Source organism: Streptomyces malaysiensis subsp. samsunensis (assembly GCF_024519315.1).
GTDB classification, from domain to species: Bacteria; Actinomycetota; Actinomycetes; order Streptomycetales; family Streptomycetaceae; genus Streptomyces; species Streptomyces malaysiensis.
This window is the reverse complement of sequence record NZ_JANIIC010000054.1, coordinates 14,945-33,796: the sequence shown is the minus strand read 5'-3', so window position 1 is coordinate 33,796 and position 18,852 is coordinate 14,945. Positions and strand designations below refer to the sequence as shown.

Annotated in this window: 11 protein-coding genes, 1 other RNA gene and 2 pseudogenes; 5 read left to right on the top strand and 9 right to left on the bottom strand. The window is 72.2% G+C overall.

What is annotated here, in order from left to right:
- Nucleotides 1-87 precede the first annotated feature (87 nt).
- Nucleotides 88-192: pseudogene (locus NQU54_RS35595) on the top strand (ATP-grasp ribosomal peptide maturase); the annotation flags it as partial.
- Nucleotides 189-1,364, top strand: a pseudogene (tgmC, locus tag NQU54_RS35590) (ATP-grasp peptide maturase system methyltransferase). The pseudogenes NQU54_RS35595 and tgmC, both read left to right, overlap by 4 nt.
- A gap of 67 nt (nucleotides 1,365-1,431) precedes the next feature.
- Here the strand turns inward: tgmC and ssrA are convergent.
- The 5 genes from ssrA to ftsE form a co-directional block, all read right to left on the bottom strand.
- Nucleotides 1,432-1,801: a transfer-messenger RNA gene (gene ssrA / locus NQU54_RS35585) on the bottom strand.
- Between the two features lie 117 nt (nucleotides 1,802-1,918).
- Nucleotides 1,919-2,398, bottom strand: a complete 480-nt coding sequence (gene smpB / locus NQU54_RS35580; RefSeq protein ID WP_079257863.1) for an SsrA-binding protein SmpB — start codon at nucleotides 2,396-2,398, stop codon at nucleotides 1,919-1,921.
- Nucleotides 2,399-2,416: 18 nt separating this feature from the next.
- Complete coding sequence (locus NQU54_RS35575) at nucleotides 2,417-3,628, bottom strand: S41 family peptidase (RefSeq protein WP_257634628.1); 1,212 nt, start codon at nucleotides 3,626-3,628, stop codon at nucleotides 2,417-2,419.
- 68 nt (nucleotides 3,629-3,696) lie between these two features.
- Nucleotides 3,697-4,608, bottom strand: a complete 912-nt coding sequence (gene ftsX / locus NQU54_RS35570) for a permease-like cell division protein FtsX (RefSeq protein WP_069863511.1) — start codon at nucleotides 4,606-4,608, stop codon at nucleotides 3,697-3,699.
- 9 nt (nucleotides 4,609-4,617) lie between these two features.
- The gene (ftsE, locus tag NQU54_RS35565) at nucleotides 4,618-5,307 is read right to left on the bottom strand and encodes a cell division ATP-binding protein FtsE (RefSeq protein WP_069863504.1); all 690 of its coding nucleotides are present in this window, start codon (nucleotides 5,305-5,307) and stop codon (nucleotides 4,618-4,620) included.
- A 327-nt stretch (nucleotides 5,308-5,634) separates the two neighbouring features.
- Here ftsE and NQU54_RS35560 point away from each other — a divergent pair, with 327 nt between their 5' ends.
- Nucleotides 5,635-5,829, top strand: a complete 195-nt coding sequence (locus tag NQU54_RS35560) for a hypothetical protein (protein WP_257634627.1) — start codon at nucleotides 5,635-5,637, stop codon at nucleotides 5,827-5,829.
- Between the two features lie 139 nt (nucleotides 5,830-5,968).
- Here the strand turns inward: NQU54_RS35560 and NQU54_RS35555 are convergent, their stop codons facing one another.
- The 4 genes from NQU54_RS35555 to NQU54_RS35540 form a co-directional block, all read right to left on the bottom strand.
- Entirely contained in the window at nucleotides 5,969-6,694 is a 726-nt protein-coding gene (locus tag NQU54_RS35555; protein ID WP_257634626.1) for an LPXTG cell wall anchor domain-containing protein, read from the bottom strand.
- Between the two features lie 376 nt (nucleotides 6,695-7,070).
- Nucleotides 7,071-8,177 (bottom strand): peptide chain release factor 2, encoded by a 1,107-nt coding sequence (gene prfB, locus NQU54_RS35550; protein ID WP_257634625.1) that lies wholly within the window; start codon nucleotides 8,175-8,177, stop codon nucleotides 7,071-7,073.
- 40 nt (nucleotides 8,178-8,217) lie between these two features.
- Nucleotides 8,218-9,564, bottom strand: coding sequence for a serine/threonine-protein kinase (locus tag NQU54_RS35545; RefSeq protein WP_257634624.1), 1,347 nt, complete (start codon nucleotides 9,562-9,564; stop codon nucleotides 8,218-8,220).
- A 275-nt stretch (nucleotides 9,565-9,839) separates the two neighbouring features.
- Nucleotides 9,840-11,531, bottom strand: a complete 1,692-nt coding sequence (locus NQU54_RS35540; RefSeq protein WP_257634623.1) for a serine/threonine-protein kinase — start codon at nucleotides 11,529-11,531, stop codon at nucleotides 9,840-9,842.
- A 542-nt stretch (nucleotides 11,532-12,073) separates the two neighbouring features.
- Between NQU54_RS35540 and NQU54_RS35535 the strand changes: the two genes are divergently transcribed.
- Both NQU54_RS35535 and NQU54_RS35530 read left to right on the top strand, forming a co-directional pair.
- Nucleotides 12,074-17,197 (top strand): FtsK/SpoIIIE domain-containing protein, encoded by a 5,124-nt coding sequence (locus NQU54_RS35535; RefSeq protein ID WP_257634622.1) that lies wholly within the window; start codon nucleotides 12,074-12,076, stop codon nucleotides 17,195-17,197.
- Nucleotides 17,198-17,487: 290 nt separating this feature from the next.
- Nucleotides 17,488-18,846, top strand: a complete 1,359-nt coding sequence (locus NQU54_RS35530) for an ABC transporter substrate-binding protein (RefSeq protein WP_257634621.1) — start codon at nucleotides 17,488-17,490, stop codon at nucleotides 18,844-18,846.
- Nucleotides 18,847-18,852: the final 6 nt, after the last annotated feature.

The following is an 18,852-nucleotide window of genomic DNA, read 5'->3' as shown; positions in this document are numbered from 1 at the left end:
GGGTGACCGCCACCTCCCTCAACTACGGCGAGGTCGCCCACCGGACCGACGCCCCCGACGGCACCGGGCTGGGCTGGGACGCCGCCGGAGCTGAACCCGAACGGCCAATGGGGGTGGCTGGAGGAGAAGACCGGCCTGCCGATGGCCGCCGCCTTCGCCGACCTGCTCGCTCAAGGAGACAACCCCCGATGACGCCCGATACCGCGACTGAACGGCGTGCCCTCGCCGACCGGCTCCAGGAGGCCGGAGTCCTCACCCATCCGCAGTGGCGCGCGGCGGTCGAGGCCGTACCCCGTGAGCTGTTCCTCCAGCCCGGCGTGTTCCTGCCCGCCGACGATGGGCGGTGGCGGCCCGCCACCGCACTCGGCACCGACGCGAAGGAATGATCCGAGATCGCCTACCGCGACGAGTCCTTGGTGACGCAATTGGACGGGCACCTCACCGCGGACCAGGTCGCCGAACCCGTCCCCGGCGTGCCCACGTCGTCGTCCACCACGCCCGTGACGGTCGTCGGCATGCTCGAGGCTCTGGACGTCGAGGACGGTCACACCGCGCTGGAGATCGGCACCGGTACCGGCTACTCCACGGCCCTGATGTGCCACCGGCTCGGAGAGGACAACGTCACCACGATCGAAGTGGACCCTGGCGTGGCCGCCCGTGCGGATGCCGCACTGGAAGCCGCCGGATACTCCACCTGGACCGTGACCGGCGACGGGCTCCTCGGCCACCCCCGCCGCGCGCCCTACGACCGAGTGATCGCCACGTGTGCGGTACGCCGCATCCCCCACACCTGGGTACGCCAGACCGAGCCGGGCGGCACCATCCTCACCACCCTCGCGCCCGGCTTCTGGGCATACGGCACCGGCCTCGCCAAGGTCACCGTGCACGACGACGGCACGGCCGAGGGGCGGATCATCGGAGAGTCGTCGTTCATGCAGGCCCGCTCCCAGGCCGTCGAACCGCTCGCCGGGGACCTCTCGGCCCGCACCGCCTACGCCGACAGCGAGCGCGAGGCGAAGGTGGAGCCGACCCTGCTGGAGGAGTGGATGCCCGCTTTTCTCGCTCAGCTCGCCGCGCCCGGCGCCCAGCTCGTACGCGCAGCCCAGGGCGATGGCACCCAGCGGCTCTACGTCTTCGACGCCGACCGTGAATCCTTCGCCGCGTTCACCGAGAACGGCTCCGGCTGGACCACCCGGCAGGGCGGGCCGGTGGCACTGTGGGACGACATCGAGCGGACACTCATCGCCTGGCAGGACGCCGACCGCCCCGGCATCAGCGCCATGCGGCTCCGCGTCACCCCCAGCTCCCACACGTACTGGATCGACGGCCGGCCCGCACTGCGCTGGGAACACCGGCTCGGCTGAGCACTGATGAGCGCCAAAACACGACGAGGGCCCCGCCTGGTGGCGGGGCCCTCGTCGTACATGGGATGAGTGGAGATGGCGGGAATCGAACCCGCGTCCAACGGTGCGGAATCAGGGCTTCTCCGAGCGCAGTCCGCTGTGCTTTTCTCGGCCCCGGAGATCACGCGGACAAGTCTCCGACGGGCTCAGCCACTGTTTTATTTCCCACCAGACCCCGTGGCCGGGTCTAGTGGTTTAGTTCCCTAGTCGATGCCAGGATCCGGGTCGGGAACATCCCCGGGCTGACACTTCGCAAGTCGCTACTTAGGCAGCGAGGGCGAAGGAATCGCGCTTGGTGTTGGCGATTATTGGTTGCGACATATGGTTAACGAGATCATTGCCGCTTCCTCGGCTCGCTTCCCCTGCTTCGACAGCCGCTGTCGAAACCGATCATCCCCATGTGTATTTTTCAAAGGTGGTGCCGCGCCCTCGTAGGGGCACAGCGCCATCATAGGTGAACAACGCGCGACGGGGCCACATCATTCCCGTCCCCCCGGGGCGCGCCTTCCGGCTGGTCAGGCCCGCTGACGGCGGCGGGCAGCGGAGATGGCGCGCTCGGCCTCGCGGCGGTCCTGCTTCTCCCGCAGGGTCTGGCGCTTGTCGTACTCCTTCTTGCCCTTGGCCAGCGCGACCTCGACCTTGGCCCGGCCGTCCTTGAAGTACAGGGCCAGCGGTACCAGGGTGTGCCCGGTCTCCTGGGTCTTGCCGATCAGCTTGTCGATCTCCGCCCGGTGCAGCAGCAGCTTGCGGCGGCGGCGCGCCGAGTGGTTGGTCCAGGTCCCCTGGCTGTACTCGGGGATGTGCACGTTGTGCAGCCATGCCTCGCCGCCGTCCAGCTGGGCGAAGCCGTCCGCGAGCGAGGCTCGCCCCTGGCGCAGCGACTTCACCTCGGTCCCGGTCAGCACCAGACCGCATTCGTAGGTGTCCAGGATGTGATAGTCGTGCCGCGCCTTCTTGTTCTGCGCGATCAGCTTGCGACCCGTCTCTTTAGCCATAGCCAGGCCATTCTCGCACTAGGACCCGCCCCCGAGGCCACTCAATACCGTGCGTGCCCGCGCCTCCGCCGAGGGGCCGTCGTCGCCCTTGACCGCCAGGTCCGGGTCGATCCCCTCACCATCGACGTTACGCCCGGCCGGGGTGCGGTAGTGACCCACGGTGAGCTCGGCGACCGAGCCGTCCGGCAGTTCGCTCGGCATCTGCACCGAGCCCTTGCCGAAGGTGCGGGAGCCCACGACCACGGCGCGGCCGCGGTCCTGGAGGGCGCCGGTGAGCAGCTCGGCGGCGCTCATGGTGCCGCCGTCGACCAGCACCACCAGCGGGCTGCCGGTGTCGCCACCCGGCCGCGCGTCGAGAACCCGCTGGTCACCACGGACGTCATAGGTGGCGACCAGACCACCGTCGAGAAAGGAGGAGGCGGCGGTGACGGCCTCGGAGACCAGTCCGCCGGAGTTGCCGCGCAGATCGAGCAGGATGCCGTCGCCCCGGGGGGTGGAGCGCACGGCGTGCCGGACGCGCTCTCCGGTGCCCTTGGTGAACGAGTCGACCTTGATCCGGACGGCGCCTGGCCGGTGGTCGTCGCGGTCGCTGAGCCGGTCCACGGTCACCGGGTCCGTGGTCAGCCGGGCCCGGCGGAGCTCTTCGGTCCACTCGTGCGTACCGCGCCGCAGCCCGAGCTCCACCCGGGTGCCCGGGGAGCCGTCGGCCGGGCCGCGCAGCAGGGCCACCACCTCGGTGACGGGCCGACCCGTCACATTCTTGTGATCGACCGTGCGCAGCCGGTCACCGGCCCGGATGCCGGCCTTCTCGGCCGGGCTGCCGGACTCCACGCGCTCCACCGCGATCCGCCCGTGGGCGTCCCGGCGGGCGGAGATCCCGACGCCGACGTAGGCACCGTCGAGGTTCTGGCGGAAGCCCTCGTACTCACGGGCGCTGTAGACCGCGCCCCACCGGTCCCCACTGCGGCTGACCACCTCACGGGCGGCCTTCGAACCGGACTTCCCGTCCTCCTCGGCCTCGGCCGCGGCCGCCTTGACCTGGTCGCTCTCGACCGCGCCGACGTAGGTACGGGCCGGTATGCCGGCGGCCTCGGGGTCCTTGCGCGGTCCGGGCTCGGCGCCCCAGGAACCGACGGCCGCCCCCGTGGCGAGCACGCTGACGAAGACCAATGTCAGGGCGGCCCCGCGGCGAATGCGGCGGGGATGGACGAACAAACACGGGCCCGACATGCCGGTGAGTGTAGGGCACCAACAGGCGCCGTACCGGGCGTTATCCGGTACGGCGCCCTAGGCGAATGTCACACCTTGAGGTACTTGCGCAGCGCGAAGAACGCCGCGAGAGCGGGCATGAGCAGGCCAATCGCCAGCACCAGCGGCAGCTTCGCCAACACCGCGTCCCAGCCGATGAAGTTGATCACATCGATCTTGTCCACCAGCCAGTTGTTGACCAGGAAGTACTGCCCGCTCACCAGCAGTACACAGGCGAAGCCCGCGCCCAGCAGCCCCGCGATGGCGGCCTCCATGATGAACGGCATCTGGATATAGAAGCTGGACGCGCCGACCAATCGCATGATCCCGGTCTCCCGGCGGCGGCTGAACGCCGACACCCGCACCGTGTTGACGATCAGCATCAACGCGACGACCAGCATCAGCGTCATCACGCCGAGCGCCGCGAAGTTCATGCCGTTGAGCAGATTGAACAGGTCGTCGACCAGCGCCTTTTGGTCCTGGACCTCCTGCACCCCGGGCCGGGCGGCGAAGGCCGTGGAGATGACGTCATAGCGCTCGGGGTCCTTCAGCTTGATACGGAAGGACTCCTGCATCTGGTCCGGGGTCAGCGAGTCGGCCAGCGGTGAGTCGCCGAACTGCTCCTTGTAGTGCTTGTACGCCTCCTCACTGGTCTCGAAGTGCACCGACTCGACGATGTTCATCTGCTTGAGCTCGGACTCGATCTCCTGCCTCTGGGCCTCGGTGACGGCTCCCTTGGCGCAGTTCGCCGAGGTCTCCTTGTCGTTCTTGTTGCAGAGGAAGATCGAGACGTTGACCTTGTCGTACCAGTAGCCCTTCATCGTGCTCACCTGCTCGCGCATGAGCAGGGACCCGCCGAACAGGGCGAGCGACAGGGCGACGGAGACGATGACCGCGAAGGTCATCGTGAGATTGCGGCGGAGACCGACGCCGATCTCCGACAGGACGAACTGGGCGCGCATGGCGTCCTTTCAGTGCTGGTAGCCGTAGACGCCGCGGGACTGGTCGCGGACGAGGCGGCCCTTCTCAAGTTCGATCACGCGCTTGCGCATCTGGTCCACGATCTGCTGATCGTGCGTGGCCATGACGACCGTGGTACCGGTCCGGTTGATCCGGTCCAGCAGCTTCATGATGCCGACGGAGGTCTGCGGGTCCAGGTTTCCCGTCGGCTCGTCGGCGATCAGCAGCATCGGACGGTTGACGAACGCGCGGGCGATGGCCACCCGCTGCTGTTCACCACCGGACAGCTCGCCGGGCATACGGTCGTCTTTACCACCGAGCCCCACGAGATCGAGCACCTCGGGAACGGTTTTCCGAATGGCGCCGCGCGGCTTGCCGATCACCTCGAGCGCGAAGGCGACATTCTCCCCGACGGTCTTGTTGGGGAGCAGCCGGAAATCCTGGAAGACGGTCCCCAACTGGCGGCGCATCTGCGGCACCTTCCAGTTGGACAGCCGCGCGAGATCCTTGCCCAGCACATGGACCGCGCCATGGCTGGCGCGCTCCTCCCGGAGCAGCAACCGGAGGAAAGTGGATTTTCCCGACCCCGAGGAGCCCACCAGGAAGACGAACTCGCCCTTCTCGATCTCGAGCGAGACATCCCGAAGTGCGGGACGGTTCTGCTTGGGGTAGGTCTTGGATACGTTGTCGAATCGGATCACTGGAGCACCACGGTCGACCTGGATAGCGGTACGGGCTGCCGAAGCGGCTCCCGTCGGTGAGCGTGACCATACGCGAAGCGCGCATGGGCGCGCAGTCCGCCGTCCGGTGCGCGTGGGTTTCTTCACTGCACTATTGGGGTCAAACGGTTGACAATCCGCCTGTCGTGGCGGCTGAAACGGCCACGAAACCGGTACGGATGCGGCACGGAATCGTGCGGGGCGCGCCGAACCGGGCGGAAGCTGGCACAGTGGAAGGGGAACCAACCCATTTCCCCGAGCGTTGGCCCCATGTCTACTGCGGCACCGCCGCGCGGGAGGAGAAAGCGCATGACGTACGACAGGCTCGTCTGCGCCAACTGCGCGAGCCCCGTCAGCGAGGGCCGCTGCCCGGTCTGCCGGGCCAGCAGGGAGCGCATGCAGCAGGAGGGCATCTTCGGCGGGCTGACCCCGGCGGCGCTGATAGCGCTGCTGGTGGCGCTCATCGCGGTGGCCGTGCTCGCGCATGAGATGGCGATGGCGTAACGGAGCGTTACGACCACCATACGTCGAGTGCGGTGCCCCTGATCACAGAAACCTGATCACACAAAGGCGCCGGACATACGCACAAGGGGCCCGGAGCGCCGAAGCGCTCCGGGCCCCTTACCGTGCGTAGGGCTCGCGATCAGGCCACGTTGTTGCGGTTCACCAGACGCGGCACAAAGCGGAAGCCAATACCGCCGGCGATCATCGTGGCGGCGCCGACCAGCAGGAACGTGGTCTCGGAGGCACCGGTCTCAGCCAGCTGCTCCTTGGCCTTGCCCTGCTCCACCGGCTTGGAGCCGACGTTGTCGGTGCCGGTGTTGTCGTCGCAGTTGGTGCTGTCGACGTCCACCGTGCAGGTGCTGTCGTCGCCACCACCACCGCTGCCGCCACCCTGGCCGGGCGAGCTCGGCTCACCGGTGGGCTCGTCCGTCGGCTCGTCGGTCGGCTCACCGGTCGGCGGCTGAGTGGGCTCGTCCGTCGGCGGCTCGGTCGGCTCGTCCGTCGGCGGCTCGGTCGGCTCGTCCGTCGGCGGCTGGGTGGGCTCGTCCGTGGGCGGCTCGGTCGGCTCGTCGGTCGGCGGCTCGGTGGGCTCGTCGGTCGGCGGCTCGGTGGGCTCCTCGGTGGGCTCCGTCGGGATCGACGTCGGCTCATCGGTCGGCTCGTCGGTCGGCTTGCCGTGACCGTTGCCGATGCCGACGCCGACCTTCAGGCCCTTCTCGTTCGCGTCGGCCGAAACGTTCACACCGCCGATACCGACATCGACACCAACAGCCGATGCGGCGCCGGCGGCGGTGAGCGACGCGCCGGCGGCGATCACCGCGCCGGCCGCTATACGCGCGACGCGCAGCCGCGTCTTCTTCGTCATCTGCCTGCTACCCCCAGTAGCTGTACTCGTCAATGGAGCAGCTATGCACGGGGCAACGGCTCGGGGTGTCTCAGTCTCCGCGGGCCCCTATCCCTCCGAGGCGGTCCGCCGGCCCCCGCTCAACACGCGCCCCAGTCATACGCATGCCGCGCGTCAGCCTTCCCAGTTTTCAGATCACCGTCAAGGCCATTGCATGCGAGATGTCCGCTATGGAAGCGCTTGCCGCATGCATGGGTACAGGACTGTGACCAAAACCGCGGTGTGCGCGGCCGGTTGGGGCGATCGGGAGGCTTACTTCTCCTGCTGCTTACGCCAACGGATCCCCGCTTCGAGGCTGCGCTTATCGTTCCTCTCGCAGGGGATCCGCACGGTTGAGTTACTTCTCCTGCTGCTTGCGCCAGCGGATCCCCGCTTCGAGGAAGCCGTCGAGCTCACCATCGAGCACCGCCTGCGGATTGCCGACCTCGAACTCGGTGCGCAGGTCCTTGACCATCTGGTACGGGTGCAGGACGTACGAACGCATCTGGTTACCCCAGGAATTGCCGCCGTCGCCCTTGAGCGCGTCCATCTTGGCCTGCTCCTCCTGGCGGCGCCGCTCGAGCAGCTTGGCCTGGAGGACGTTCATCGCGGTCGCCTTGTTCTGGATCTGCGAGCGCTCGTTCTGACAGGAGACGACGATGCCGGTGGGGATGTGGGTCAACCGCACCGCGGAGTCCGTGGTGTTGACCCCCTGGCCGCCGGGGCCCGAGGAGCGGTAGACATCGACGCGCAGCTCGGACTCGTCGATCTCGATGTGGTCGGTCTGCTCGACGACCGGCAGCACCTCGACACCCGCGAAGGAGGTCTGGCGGCGGCCCTGGTTGTCGAACGGCGAGATCCGCACCAGGCGGTGGGTGCCCTGCTCGACGGAGAGCGTCCCGTAGGCGTACGGGGTCTGCACGGCGAAGGTGGTCGACTTGATGCCGGCCTCCTCCGCGTACGACGTCTCGTAGATCTCGGTCTTGTAGCCGTGGCGCTCGGCCCAGCGCAGATACATCCGCTGGAGCTGCTCGGCGAAGTCGGCGGCGTCCACCCCGCCCGCCTCTGCGCGGATGTTCACAACCGCCTCACGGGCGTCGTACTCACCGGACAGGAGGGTGCGCACCTCCATCTCGTCGACCGCCTTGCGCACGGCCTCCAGCTCGGCCTCGGCCTCGACGCGCGTGTCCTCGTCGCCCTCGGCGTCGGCGAGCTCGAACAGCACCTCGAGATCGTCGATCCGGCCGCGCAGCTCCTCGGTCCGGCGCAGCTGCCCCTGGAGATAGGAGAGCTTGCTGGTGACCTTCTGCGCGTTCTCCGGGTCGTCCCAGAGAGACGGGGCCGCCGCCTGCTCCTCGAGCACGGCGATGTCGGCCCTCATCCTGTCGAGGTCCAGGACGGCCTCGATCGACCCCATGGTCGAGGAGAGGGACTTCAGCTCTTCGGATACATCGACGACTGCCACGGGACCAGCGTAACCGCTGCGGAAGACTGACCGTCCCCGGTCATGGCGTACCGGGGTCCTGGGAGGCCGAGTGCCCGCCGTCTCTGGGCGGGTCCCCGTCGTCGTCACCGCCCGCCACGAGCCATCCGCCGAGCCCCACCGCGACCAGGGCGGCCACGGTGACCGCGGCCACCTTCAGCCGGCGGCGGCGCAGCGCGCCCGCGACCGCGGGATTACGGGCCGAGCCCGCCCGGCGCTGGCCGTGCACCCGGGGGGCGCGGGCGGTGCCATGGGCGCCGCCCGCGAGCTCGTCCGCGCTGGGCACCCGCATGCTGGTGTGGGTCTCGCGGCTGGAGTCCGGCACCGCGCCGGGGACCAGCGGCACCGCGCCGCGCCGCCGCGGGGTCGTGTGTACCGGGCCGGAGCCGGGCCCGGCGGCGGGGACGGAGACACCGCGGCGCGGGGTCTCGGCCTCCGCGCCCTCGCGCTCAGCCTCCTGCTGCTCATCGGGCTCGTCGATGTCCAGCGGCGGATAGCCGGCCAGACCGGGCAGCACCTCGCGCAGCCGGGTGGCCAGCTCCGAGGCGCGCAGTCGGGAGGCGGGCGCCTTGGCGAGGCACTGGAGGAGCAGCTGCCACAGCTCGTCGGGGATCCCGGGCAGCGGCGCCACGGTCTCGGTCACATGGCGGCGCAGGATCGCGCCCGGGTGGCCACCGCCGAAGGGCGTGAAACCGGCCAGCATCTCGTAGAGGACCGTCGCGAGGGCGTACACATCCACGCTGGCCCGGGGCGGCAGCCCCTCGACGATCTCGGGGGCGAGATAATCCGGGGTGCCGATCACACTGCGCGGGTTCGGCGAGCGGCCCTGGGACGACTGCCGGTCGCGGGCCGGCTGGGCGCGGATCGGGGTCGGCTCGTCGACCAGGCGGGCGATGCCGAAGTCGGTGAGCAGGGCGGGGTGCGCACCGCCGGGGCCGAGCGGGCCCTGCATGTCCAGCAGCACGTTCTCCGGCTTGACGTCGCGGTGGACGACCCCGGCGGCATGGGCGGCGGCCAGCGCGTCGGCGACGTCCACGGCGATCGCGACGGCGGCCTCGGGGGCGAGCCGGCTCTCGCGGTCCAGGCGGGTGCGCAGATCCGTACCGCGGATCAGGTCCATGACCAGCGCGAGGTCATTGCCGTCGACCACCAGGTCGCGCACCCCGACCACCCGGGGGTGGTCGAGGCCGAGCAGTGCGGTGCGCTCCTGCACGAAGCGCTCCACGAGCTCTTGGTCGGAGGAGAGGTCCTCGCGCAGGAGCTTGATGGCGACGGGTCCCTCGGGCCCCTCGCCCAGCCACACCGTGCCGGCGCTGCCGCGCCCCAGGAGCTGATGCGCGGTGTACCGACTGCCGATCTTCCGTGACAAGACTGCTCCGAATCCTCCGACAAGGGGGGCACGTTGGCGACAAAGCTACGCGGCTACTGGCGCGTTGGGTGCACCAGACAACGCCAACTGTCACTTCTGCGGCGGAAAACACCCTTCGGATGTCGACAAATCACCGGAGACGGAGGTACGGAGGCGGCGACCGGCCGGGGAACGGGGCGGGGGCCGGCCGAAGAGCGGGGTCGGCGACCGGCCGGGAAACGGGCCAGGAGGGGGACCGGGAACCGGGACAGGGACCGGGCCCGCGCCGGGGCGGATCAGCTGCTGGGCCCGCCCAGGTCCTCGATCCACTGCCCGACGTCCTTGGCCCAGCCCGAGACCGCGTCCCAGTAGCCCTTGCCCTCGGCGACCCAGTCCTTGAGCGGGGTCAGCTCCCAGACCAGCCAGGAGCCGATGACCAGGACCACGATCACGAACAGACAGCCCTTGAGGCACCCCAGCCCCGGGATCTTCATCCGGTTGGGGTTGGAGCCCCGCTGGCGGGGCTCGCGGCGCGGCTCCGGCTGCTGCGGCGGCGGGGCGTAGCGCTGCGGCTGGGGCTGCTGGGGGTGGTGCGGCGCCGGGGCGTACTGCTGCGGCTGCTGCTGGGCGTACGGCGGCGGCTGCTGGCGGCCCCGCTGGCGCTGGGGCGGCTGCTGGGGCTGCTGCGACTGCTGCGGCTGCTGGTACTGCTGGGGCGCGGGGCGATGGGGGCGGCGGCGCAGCGGGTCCTGGCTGGGGTCGAGGTACTGGACCTGGGTCTGCTCGTTGCGGTCGCGGGCCGCGCGCAGCTGGTTCTGCCAGGGGTGCGGATCGTCCTGGCCCGGACCACCGGGCGGCACGGGCGGCATGGCGCGCGTCGGATCGGCGCCTCCGGCCGGTCCGGAGCCGCTGGGCAGCACCTGGGTGGGGTCGGCGTTCGCCCCGGCGGTCGGCATCACATTGGTGGCCGCGGCCGGGTCGTACGAGGGGGAGCCCGCCGGTGCGTTCGTGGGCAGCACCTGCGTGGGCTCGGCCGAGCCCGCGGGCGCGGTGTCCGGGACCGGGGCGGGCGCCGGGTCCGGGGCGAGCAGCGCGGCCACGCCGAGCGCCTCCTCGGCCTGCGCGGCCGAGGCGTGCACCCCGACACCCGCGGCGACCACGCGCAGCCCACGGGCGAGGTTCTCGGCGCTGGGGCGCTCCTCGGGCCGCTTGCGCAGACAGCGCTCTATCACCGTCCACAGCGGCTCGGGCACGGTCGAGGGGCGGCGCGGCTCCTCGCTGAGGTGGCGGTGGAGCACCTCGAGTGCGGTGTTGCCGGCGAACGGCGGACGGCCGGTGACCAGCTCGTAGAGCATGATGCCCGCGCCGTAGATGTCCACCGCGGAGGTCTGCGGACGGCCCTCGGCGGACTCCGGCGCCACATAGGCGGGGGTGCCGACGAACTCCTGGGTGCGGGTGAGGCCGGGCGAGTCGGCGAGGCGCGCGATGCCGAAGTCGGTCAGCATCGGGTGCATCTCCTGGCCCTCGCCGGTGCCCGCGAGCAGCACGTTGGCGGGCTTCAGATCGCGGTGCACCACGCCGTCGGCGTGGCTGGCGGCGAGCGCGTCGGCGATCTGCGCGGTGAGGAGGGAGGCGGCGACGGGGGTGAACGGGCCGTTGCTGCGCAGGTAGTTGTGCAGATCCGGGCCGTCGATCAGGTCCATGACCAGGGCCAGCAGATCGCCCTCGACCACCAGGTCACGGGTGCGGACGATATTGGGGTGGGTGAGCCGGAGCAGCACCGAGCGCTCGCGGAGAAAGCGCATCACGATGTCCGCGTCGTTCGCGAGCTCCTCCTTGAGGACCTTGATCGCGACGGTCTCGCCGGGCTGCCCGGCCACGGCGGCCTCGGCCCCCGCCGGCGTGGTCTGGCGGGCTCGCCAGACGGTGCCCGTGGCTCCGCGCCCGAGCGGCTCCTCGAGCAGGTATTTGCTGCCTACCGGCCGCACGTCATGCGCTCCCTGATCGTGGTCTTACATCGGTGGACTGCGATGGTCTGCTGGATGGTCTGCTGTTGGTCGCTGCCTTTTGGTACTCGTCCGCCCCACTGTAATGGCGACGCACGGCGAGCCCTATCCGATCACCACACGAGGGCTCGGGCAGGGGGTCGAACACGGGATCGGACACGGGTTCCGGACAACCGGCCCCGGCGGACCCGGACACCGGTCCGGACACGGACCCGGACACCGGTCCGGACACCGCTCCGGCGCGGGGGAAGACGTGTGATCCGGGCAGATGGTTGCCACCGGCGGTCCGGGGCGCTCGATCGCCGCTCAATGGCCGCTCCATCGGGCGCCCCCGAGCGTCTCAAGGGTGGCCGTTCCGGTCGCAATCAGCCACTTTCGGCCGACTAGCCGACCAATCAAGATCATGTAACGGCGGGCGGCGGGCGAAGTGTCGGTGGCAGGTGCGAGGATGCAGACAGCACGGAAGCGCCGAGCGCCGGGAGGCTCACGCTCCGTGACTCGTACGACCCCGTACGGACCTGTACGTGCCGAAGGGCCTGGGGGTGGTGGTGGGGGTCGGCACCCCTGCCCGGCCCCCCGGACAGAAGGGACCGTTGACGGCGATGCAGATTCGGCTGACCGTCCTCGGGCCGCGCAGCGCCCACCCGGGCCGTTCCGGCCACCATCCTGCGCCCGCGTCCGGGCCGCATGCCCTCATGGGCGCGGTGGACGTCGTGGTCACGGCACCCCCCGGCACGGCCCTCGCCGCGGTGGCCGGCGGCCTCGCCGACGTGGTCGCCGCGGCCGGTTACGAGGCGGGGGGCGGCAGCGGCGGCGCGGTGGTGCTGTACGCGGGGGGCGAGCGGCTGGATCCACAGCGCTGCGCGCTCGGCGAGCCGCCGCTGGTGGACGGCGCGGTGCTCTCCCTGCACGGCCCGGCCGACCCCGACTCCGGCCACTACCCCGGCTACCCCGGCCTCCCCGAGACCGCCGTGGCCGACGCCACGGTCCATCTGGACGTGGTCGCGGGGCCAGACGCGGGCGGCGTCCACCTGCTGCACGGCGGCCAGGTCCGCATCGGCCGCTCCGCCGACGCGGACGTCCCCCTGGACGACCCCGACGTCTCCCGGCTGCACTGCGCGGTCACGGTCGCCGAGGACGGCCGCGTGACCATCGCCGACCTCGGCTCGACCAACGGCACCGCGGCCGACGGCGTCCCCGTCGGCCCCCAGCCGGTGCCCCTGGAGCCGGGGGTGCTGCTGCGGATCGGCGAGTCCGCGCTGCGGCTGCGCGTCCCGTCCGCCGCCATGTCCGCGCTCCCGTCGGCCCCCGCTCGCCTTCCGGTCCACCCGGACGGAGAGGGCCACCTCCGCGTGACCCCGGCCGGGGACCACCCCACCCACGCGGAGGGCACCTGGACGGGCGCCCCCCAGTCCCCGCCCACCCACACGGCCCAGGGCACCTGGACACCCCCCGCCCGCCACCCCGGCACGGGCTGGACGCGCGTCGCCCAGCCGGGTGAGGAGTCTCACCCCGCGCCCGGGGCGCGCAGAGCGCCCGGGACGTACGACGAAGGCTCGGGCACCGGCGCCCATGCCCACCCGGGCGACGACGGCCGCCACCCCGACGAGGGAGCCGCCACGGGGACGCGCGGCGGCGCGGACGGTCGCGGGTCCGGTCACGGAGGCGGTGCGAGCGGGACGTACAGCGGCACGGCTGGGACGCACGGCGGCGCGGGCGGTCGCGGGTCCGGTCATGACGGCGGTGCGAGCGGGACGCCTGGGACGCGCGGCGGTGCGAGCGGTCGTGGGTCTCGCCACGAGGACCGGGACGGACAGGCCGACCGTTGGCCGACCGGCGGCCCGGGGAGCCCCGCCGGCTCGCCTTACGGCACCGAAGGCGCCAGCGGCCGCGACGGGCGCCCGCGCGGCGAAGCACCCGGCGGCGCGACCGGCGCACACGGCGGCGCGGGCGCCAGCGGCCACCGCCCGCAGGGGCCCCACTACGAAGACCGAGGCGGACAGACCGACCACTGGCCGACAGGCGGCCGGAACCCCGGCGGCCCGGGAAGCCCCGGCAGCACGCCATACGGCACCGAAGACACCAGTGGCCGCAGCGAGCGGCCATACGGCCAAGCACACGACGACACGGGCACAAGCGGCCACCGCCCGCAGGGGCCCCGCCACGAGGGCCAAGGCGGACAGGCCAACCACAGGGCGACAGGCGGCTCGGGAAGCCCCGGCGGCTCGGCCTACGGCGCCGAAGACCCCGCCCGCCACAGCGAGCGACCGTACGGGGAAGGGCACGGCGGCACGGGCGGACGCGACCACGACCCGCAGGGGGCCTCGGCCCCGGGCGGCCAGCCGTACGACGATCCGTCCACCACTCCCACCCGGCGCGGTGAGCGCGCCCCCCGGGCCGGAGCCGCCGGACACGGCCCGGCGGGGCAGCCCGCGCGGGCCGACCAGGATCAGTCGGGCACCGGCCCCGGCGGGCAGCCGGGGCAATGGGCCCGGCCGACCGGCAGTCGGCACCCGGACACCGCCCCGCACCACCGGCCCACATCCCGTGGTGCCTCCGGCAACCCGGTGGGCCCCAGTGGCGGCCCTTACTGCGGTACGGGCGCGGACCCCGGCCGACAGGGCGAGGGCGAGGCGGCCTACGGCGACGCCCCGCGCGGCGGTCATTCGTACGGCCAAGGGCGCGGCCAGGAGAGCCCGCGGGGGACCTCCACCGGCGGTCAGCCTGCCGACGCGGACTACGACCGGTCGCCTTACGGCGGCCCGGCCGCCGTCCCCGACCAGCGCGCCCCCTCCCCCGGCGGCCGACCGGGCGCCGGGCCGCGCGGCGGCCGCGGCTCGGCCGACCCCGGCTACGCGACGGGCCATGGCGCGGCTCCCGCCGACTTCGACCCACGCGGCGGGCGTCCGCAGGACGGAAGCGCGGGATACGGCGGCGCCGAGCAGCGCAACGACGGCAAAGGAGCGGCGGCTAGCGGCGCCGAGCAGCGCCGCGGCGGCAAGGGCACGGGCGCTGGCGGCGCCGGGCAGCGCGGCGGTAAGGGCGCGGCGGCTGGTGGCGCCGGGCTGCGGGGGGCGGCGGATAGTACGCATGCCGGGGGGTATGCGCTGGACGCGCCGGGGGCGCAGGCGCGGCGGCGGGGGATAGGGGCCTGGGTACGGCAGTTGGCCGGGGGGAAGTCGGCCGAGCGGGCCGGGGCGAGACAGGACCAGGGCGCGGCGGCGCGGGCGGCCGCGGAGGCGGAGGCTTCGCAGCGGCGGTGGCCGGATCCGGCCACCGTGCTGATGACGGCGCTGGGGCCGGGCTCCCGGCTGTGGGAGCGGGCCCAGGGCCATCCGGACGCGCTTACCGTGCGGCTAGGCTCGGCCGACCAGCTGACGGCGGAGGGCGCGCCGCTGCCCGCCGCGCCCGTGACCGTCGATCTGCGGCGGTGCGGATCGCTGGGGCTGGCGGGGCCGCGGGCGCGGGTGGCGGGGCTCGCCCGGTCCGTCGTGGCGCAGTTGGCGGCCCTGCACTCACCGGCCGCGCTGGAGATCGTGCTGATCAGTGGCGAGGAGCGGCTGGCGGAGTGGTCGTGGCTCGGCTGGCTGCCGCAGCTCCAGCCGTTGCGCGGGCAGGATTGCCGGCTGCTGCTCGCGTATGACCTGGAGCAGGCCACGGCCCGTACGGAGGAGCTGACCCGGCGGCTGGAGGCCGGGCCGCTGGGCCCCGGCTGGGCGAGCGCCTCCCCGGCCGCCGCGGCGTCCGCGGCGGCTCGCCACTTCGGGCCGTACACGGTGGTGATCGTGGACGGCGCCCCCGGTCAGCCCGCGCTGCACGACACGCTCGCCCGGCTGGCGGTGAGCGGCCCGGCGGCCGGAATCCATCTGCTCTGTCTGGCCGAGGCGCCCGCCGCGTCGCCCACGTCCCCGCTGCCGATGAGCTATGAGGCCGCGTGCTCCGCGTCCGCGGCCTTCGCGGCGTGCGGGGTGGCGGCCGTGCTGAGCGGCGATGTGGCCACGGGGCTCCAGGTCGTCCAGAGGGACGGGGCGGCGTCCGGCACCACCGCGGTCACCGGGGTCACCGGGGTCACCGCGGTCACCGCGGTCACCGGGGTCACCGGGGTCACCGGGGCGACCGACGCCACCACGACCGTGACCGTGGACGCGGTGTCGGCGGCGTGGGCCGAGCGGTTCGCGCGGGCGCTCGCGCCCCTGCGCCCGGCCGCCTCCGCGCAGGACGGCGCGTTCGGCGGTTCCGGCGGCCCGCCCACCGTCCCGCTGCCCGACTCGGCGCGGCTGCTGGACGAGTTGGGCCTGGCGCGGGCCACCCCCGCGTCGCTGATGGCCCGTTGGGCGGTCGCGGCGGACGAGGCCCCGCCGGGCGGCCGGGCGCTGGCGGTGCTCGGCGCCGGGCCGCGCGGCCCGCTCGCGGTCGATCTGGCCGCCGACGGTCCGCACGCGGTGATCGACGGCTCGGCGGGCACCGGTAAGACGGAGCTGCTGCGTTCGTTCGCCGCGTCGCTCGCGGCCGCCGAACGGCCGGACCGGCTCGAGCTCATTCTCGTCGACGGGGCCGGAGCCGGGGCGGGCGAGGGGCTCCAGGTGTGCACGGACCTGCCGCATGTCTCGACGCATCTGGCGGCCACCGACCCCGTGCGGATGCGGGAGTTCGCGCAGGCGCTCAGCTCGGAGCTCAAGCGCCGCGCCGAGCTGCTGGAGGGGCAGGACTTCACCGACTGGCACACCCGGCCCCACCGCGGCGGTGGCGAGGGCGGCGGGGCCGCCCAGCCGAGCGGCGCCCCGGGCGCACCCGCCTCCGGTACGGCCGGTGCGACCGCGACCGGTGCGGCCGGTGCGGCCGGTGCGACCAGTACGGCCGGTGCGGCCGGTGCCGCCCGCGTGGTCGCGCCCCGCCCACCCGGCGATATCGACCCGCCGCCAAGCGACACCCTCCACACGCTCAATCTGCGCGCCCAGCGCACCGCGAGCCCGGCGGCCGTCCGCCCCCGCTCGCTCCTCCCCCGTCTCGTCGTGCTCGTCGACGACTTCGACGCGCTGGTGGCCCCGGCCCTCGGCAGTCCCGGCCGCCCGGCGGCCGGTTCGGTCGTCCGCGCCCTGGAGGCGATCGCCCGTGACGGCGCAAGCCTCGGGGTGCATCTGGTCGTGGCGTCCGGCCGCCCGGACCGTACGGCGGACACGGTGGCCGTCGAGCGGGCCGAGCTGCGGATCACCCTGGACCCGCGCCCGTTGAACGCCACGGGTTCCGCGGCATCCGCGGCTCCCGCACACCCCACACGCCCCGCACACCCCGGCGAGCCCGAAAGGCCCGGCACATCCCCCGGCATATCGACACGCTCGGTCACATCCGCCTCGACCACCGCAGCCGCCCCGGGCGGCGAACCGACTCCGGGCCGCGGGCGGCTGCTGCGCCCGGATGATGTAGTCGAGACTCCGTTTCAGGCGGGCCGGGTGACCGGACGGATACCGCGCACCGCGACACAGCGGCCCACCGTCGTACCGCTCGAATGGCGGCGCATGGGCGATCCGCCCACCCGCCGGCCGCTGCGCGAGCTGGGCAACGGCCCCACCGACCTGGCACTTCTCGCCAGTGCGCTCCAGCGCGCCGCGCAGTCGGCGGACGCGCCCTCCGCACCCGCCCTGATCTGACCGTCACCGACCGCCCTCGACCGACCCTGCCCGTTACCGGCGGTTCGCCGCCCGTTCCCCGCCCGTTTCTCAACGATCACATCGTTCCTGACCGGCTTTCAGAACTGTTTCTGCCCATCCTCCCGTGTGCCCCACCTGCCCCGGTCTCGGATGATCGTTCATCACGGCCCGATCACGATCCGTGAGTGAACGCCGGACACAGTGTTGCCACGTTCGGTGACGGGGCGTAGGACTACTCGCACGGGACACGGGCCGCACGGGGGCGGTCAGCATCGGAGGGAACACGGGGAATGCACGTACCGCTTCCTATGAAGCGTTCGACACGAACCGCGGTAGCCCTGCTGGCGGCGGGAGGGCTCATGCTCACCGCCGCGGGCTGCGGCGGTGACGACCAGGACACGGTGAGCGGCGGCCCCCCGCCGAACACCGTGAAACTACCGAATCTCAAAGGGCAAAAACTCCAGGTCACCGCGGTCTGGACGGGCACCGAGCAGGAGAACTTCACCAAGGTGCTCAAGGAGTTCGAGAAACGCACGGGGGCCAAGGTCTCCTTCGTACCCAGCGGCGACGACATGGCCGGCTTCGTCGGCTCGAAGATCGCGGGCGGCGCTCCGCCGGATGTCGCGATGGTCGGACAGGTCGGCGTCATGCGCGAGTTCGCGCAGAAGGGCTGGGCCAAACCGCTGAACGCCGACGCCAGTGCCGAGTTGGCCAAGAACTTCGCCAAGGGCTGGCAGGACCTCGGCTCGTACCAGGGCAAGCCCTACGGGGTGTATTTCAAGGCGAGCAACAAATCCCTGCTCTGGTACAACACTTCCGCGTTCGACTACGCGGGCGCCAAGGTGCCGAAGACGTGGAAGGAGTTCCTGGAGCAGGCCCAGCTGATCTCCGACTCCGGCACCGACGCGGTCGCGATCGGCGGCCAGGACGGCTGGACGCTCACCGACTGGTTCGAGAACGTCTATCTCTCCCAGGCGGGCCCGGAGAAGTACGACCAGCTCGCCCAGCACAAGATCAAGTGGACCGATCCCTCGGTGAAGAAGGCGCTCGAGACGCTCGCCGATCTGTGGGGCAGCAAGGGCCTGGTCGCGGGCGGCCGGGGCGGTGCGCTCCAGACCGCGTTCCCGGACTCCGTCACCAAGGCGTTCGGCAACAAGGCGGAGCCGGACGCGGGCATGGTCTTCGAGGCCGACTTCGTCGCCGCCAACGTGGCCGACGCGGGCGCCGAGCTCGACCAGGACGCGAAGGTGTTCCCGTTCCCCGCGGTGGGCGACAAGGAGCCGGTGGTGACCGGCGGCGACGTCGGCGTGGCGCTGAAGAACAGCAAGGCCGCGCAGGCGCTGCTCACCTTCCTCGCCTCGCCCGACGCCGGGACCATCTGGGCCCAGTCCGGCGGGTTCATCTCGGCGAACAAGAACGTCAAGCTCAGCGCCTATCCCAATGCTTCCATGCGCAAGATCGCACAGGCGCTGATCGCGGCGGGCAATGACTTCCGGTTCGACATGTCCGACCAGGCTCCCGCCTCCTTCGGTGGCAAGCCGGCCCAGGGCGAATGGAAAGCGCTCCAGGACTTCCTCAAGAACCCGAGGAATGTCGAAGGCATCCAGCGCCAGTTGGAAGCGGATGCCGCCAAGGCGTACAAGAACTGACGACTC

Coding starts and splice junctions, on each gene's coding strand:
- NQU54_RS35530 (WP_257634621.1), top strand. CDS start 17,488: ATGCACGTACCGCTTCCTATGAAGCGTTCGACACGAACCGCGGTAGCC.
- smpB (WP_079257863.1), bottom strand. CDS start 2,398: ATGGCTAAAGAGACGGGTCGCAAGCTGATCGCGCAGAACAAGAAGGCG.
- NQU54_RS35575 (WP_257634628.1), bottom strand. CDS start 3,628: ATGTCGGGCCCGTGTTTGTTCGTCCATCCCCGCCGCATTCGCCGCGGG.
- ftsX (WP_069863511.1), bottom strand. CDS start 4,608: ATGCGCGCCCAGTTCGTCCTGTCGGAGATCGGCGTCGGTCTCCGCCGC.
- NQU54_RS35555 (WP_257634626.1), bottom strand. CDS start 6,694: ATGACGAAGAAGACGCGGCTGCGCGTCGCGCGTATAGCGGCCGGCGCG.
- NQU54_RS35560 (WP_257634627.1), top strand. CDS start 5,635: ATGACGTACGACAGGCTCGTCTGCGCCAACTGCGCGAGCCCCGTCAGC.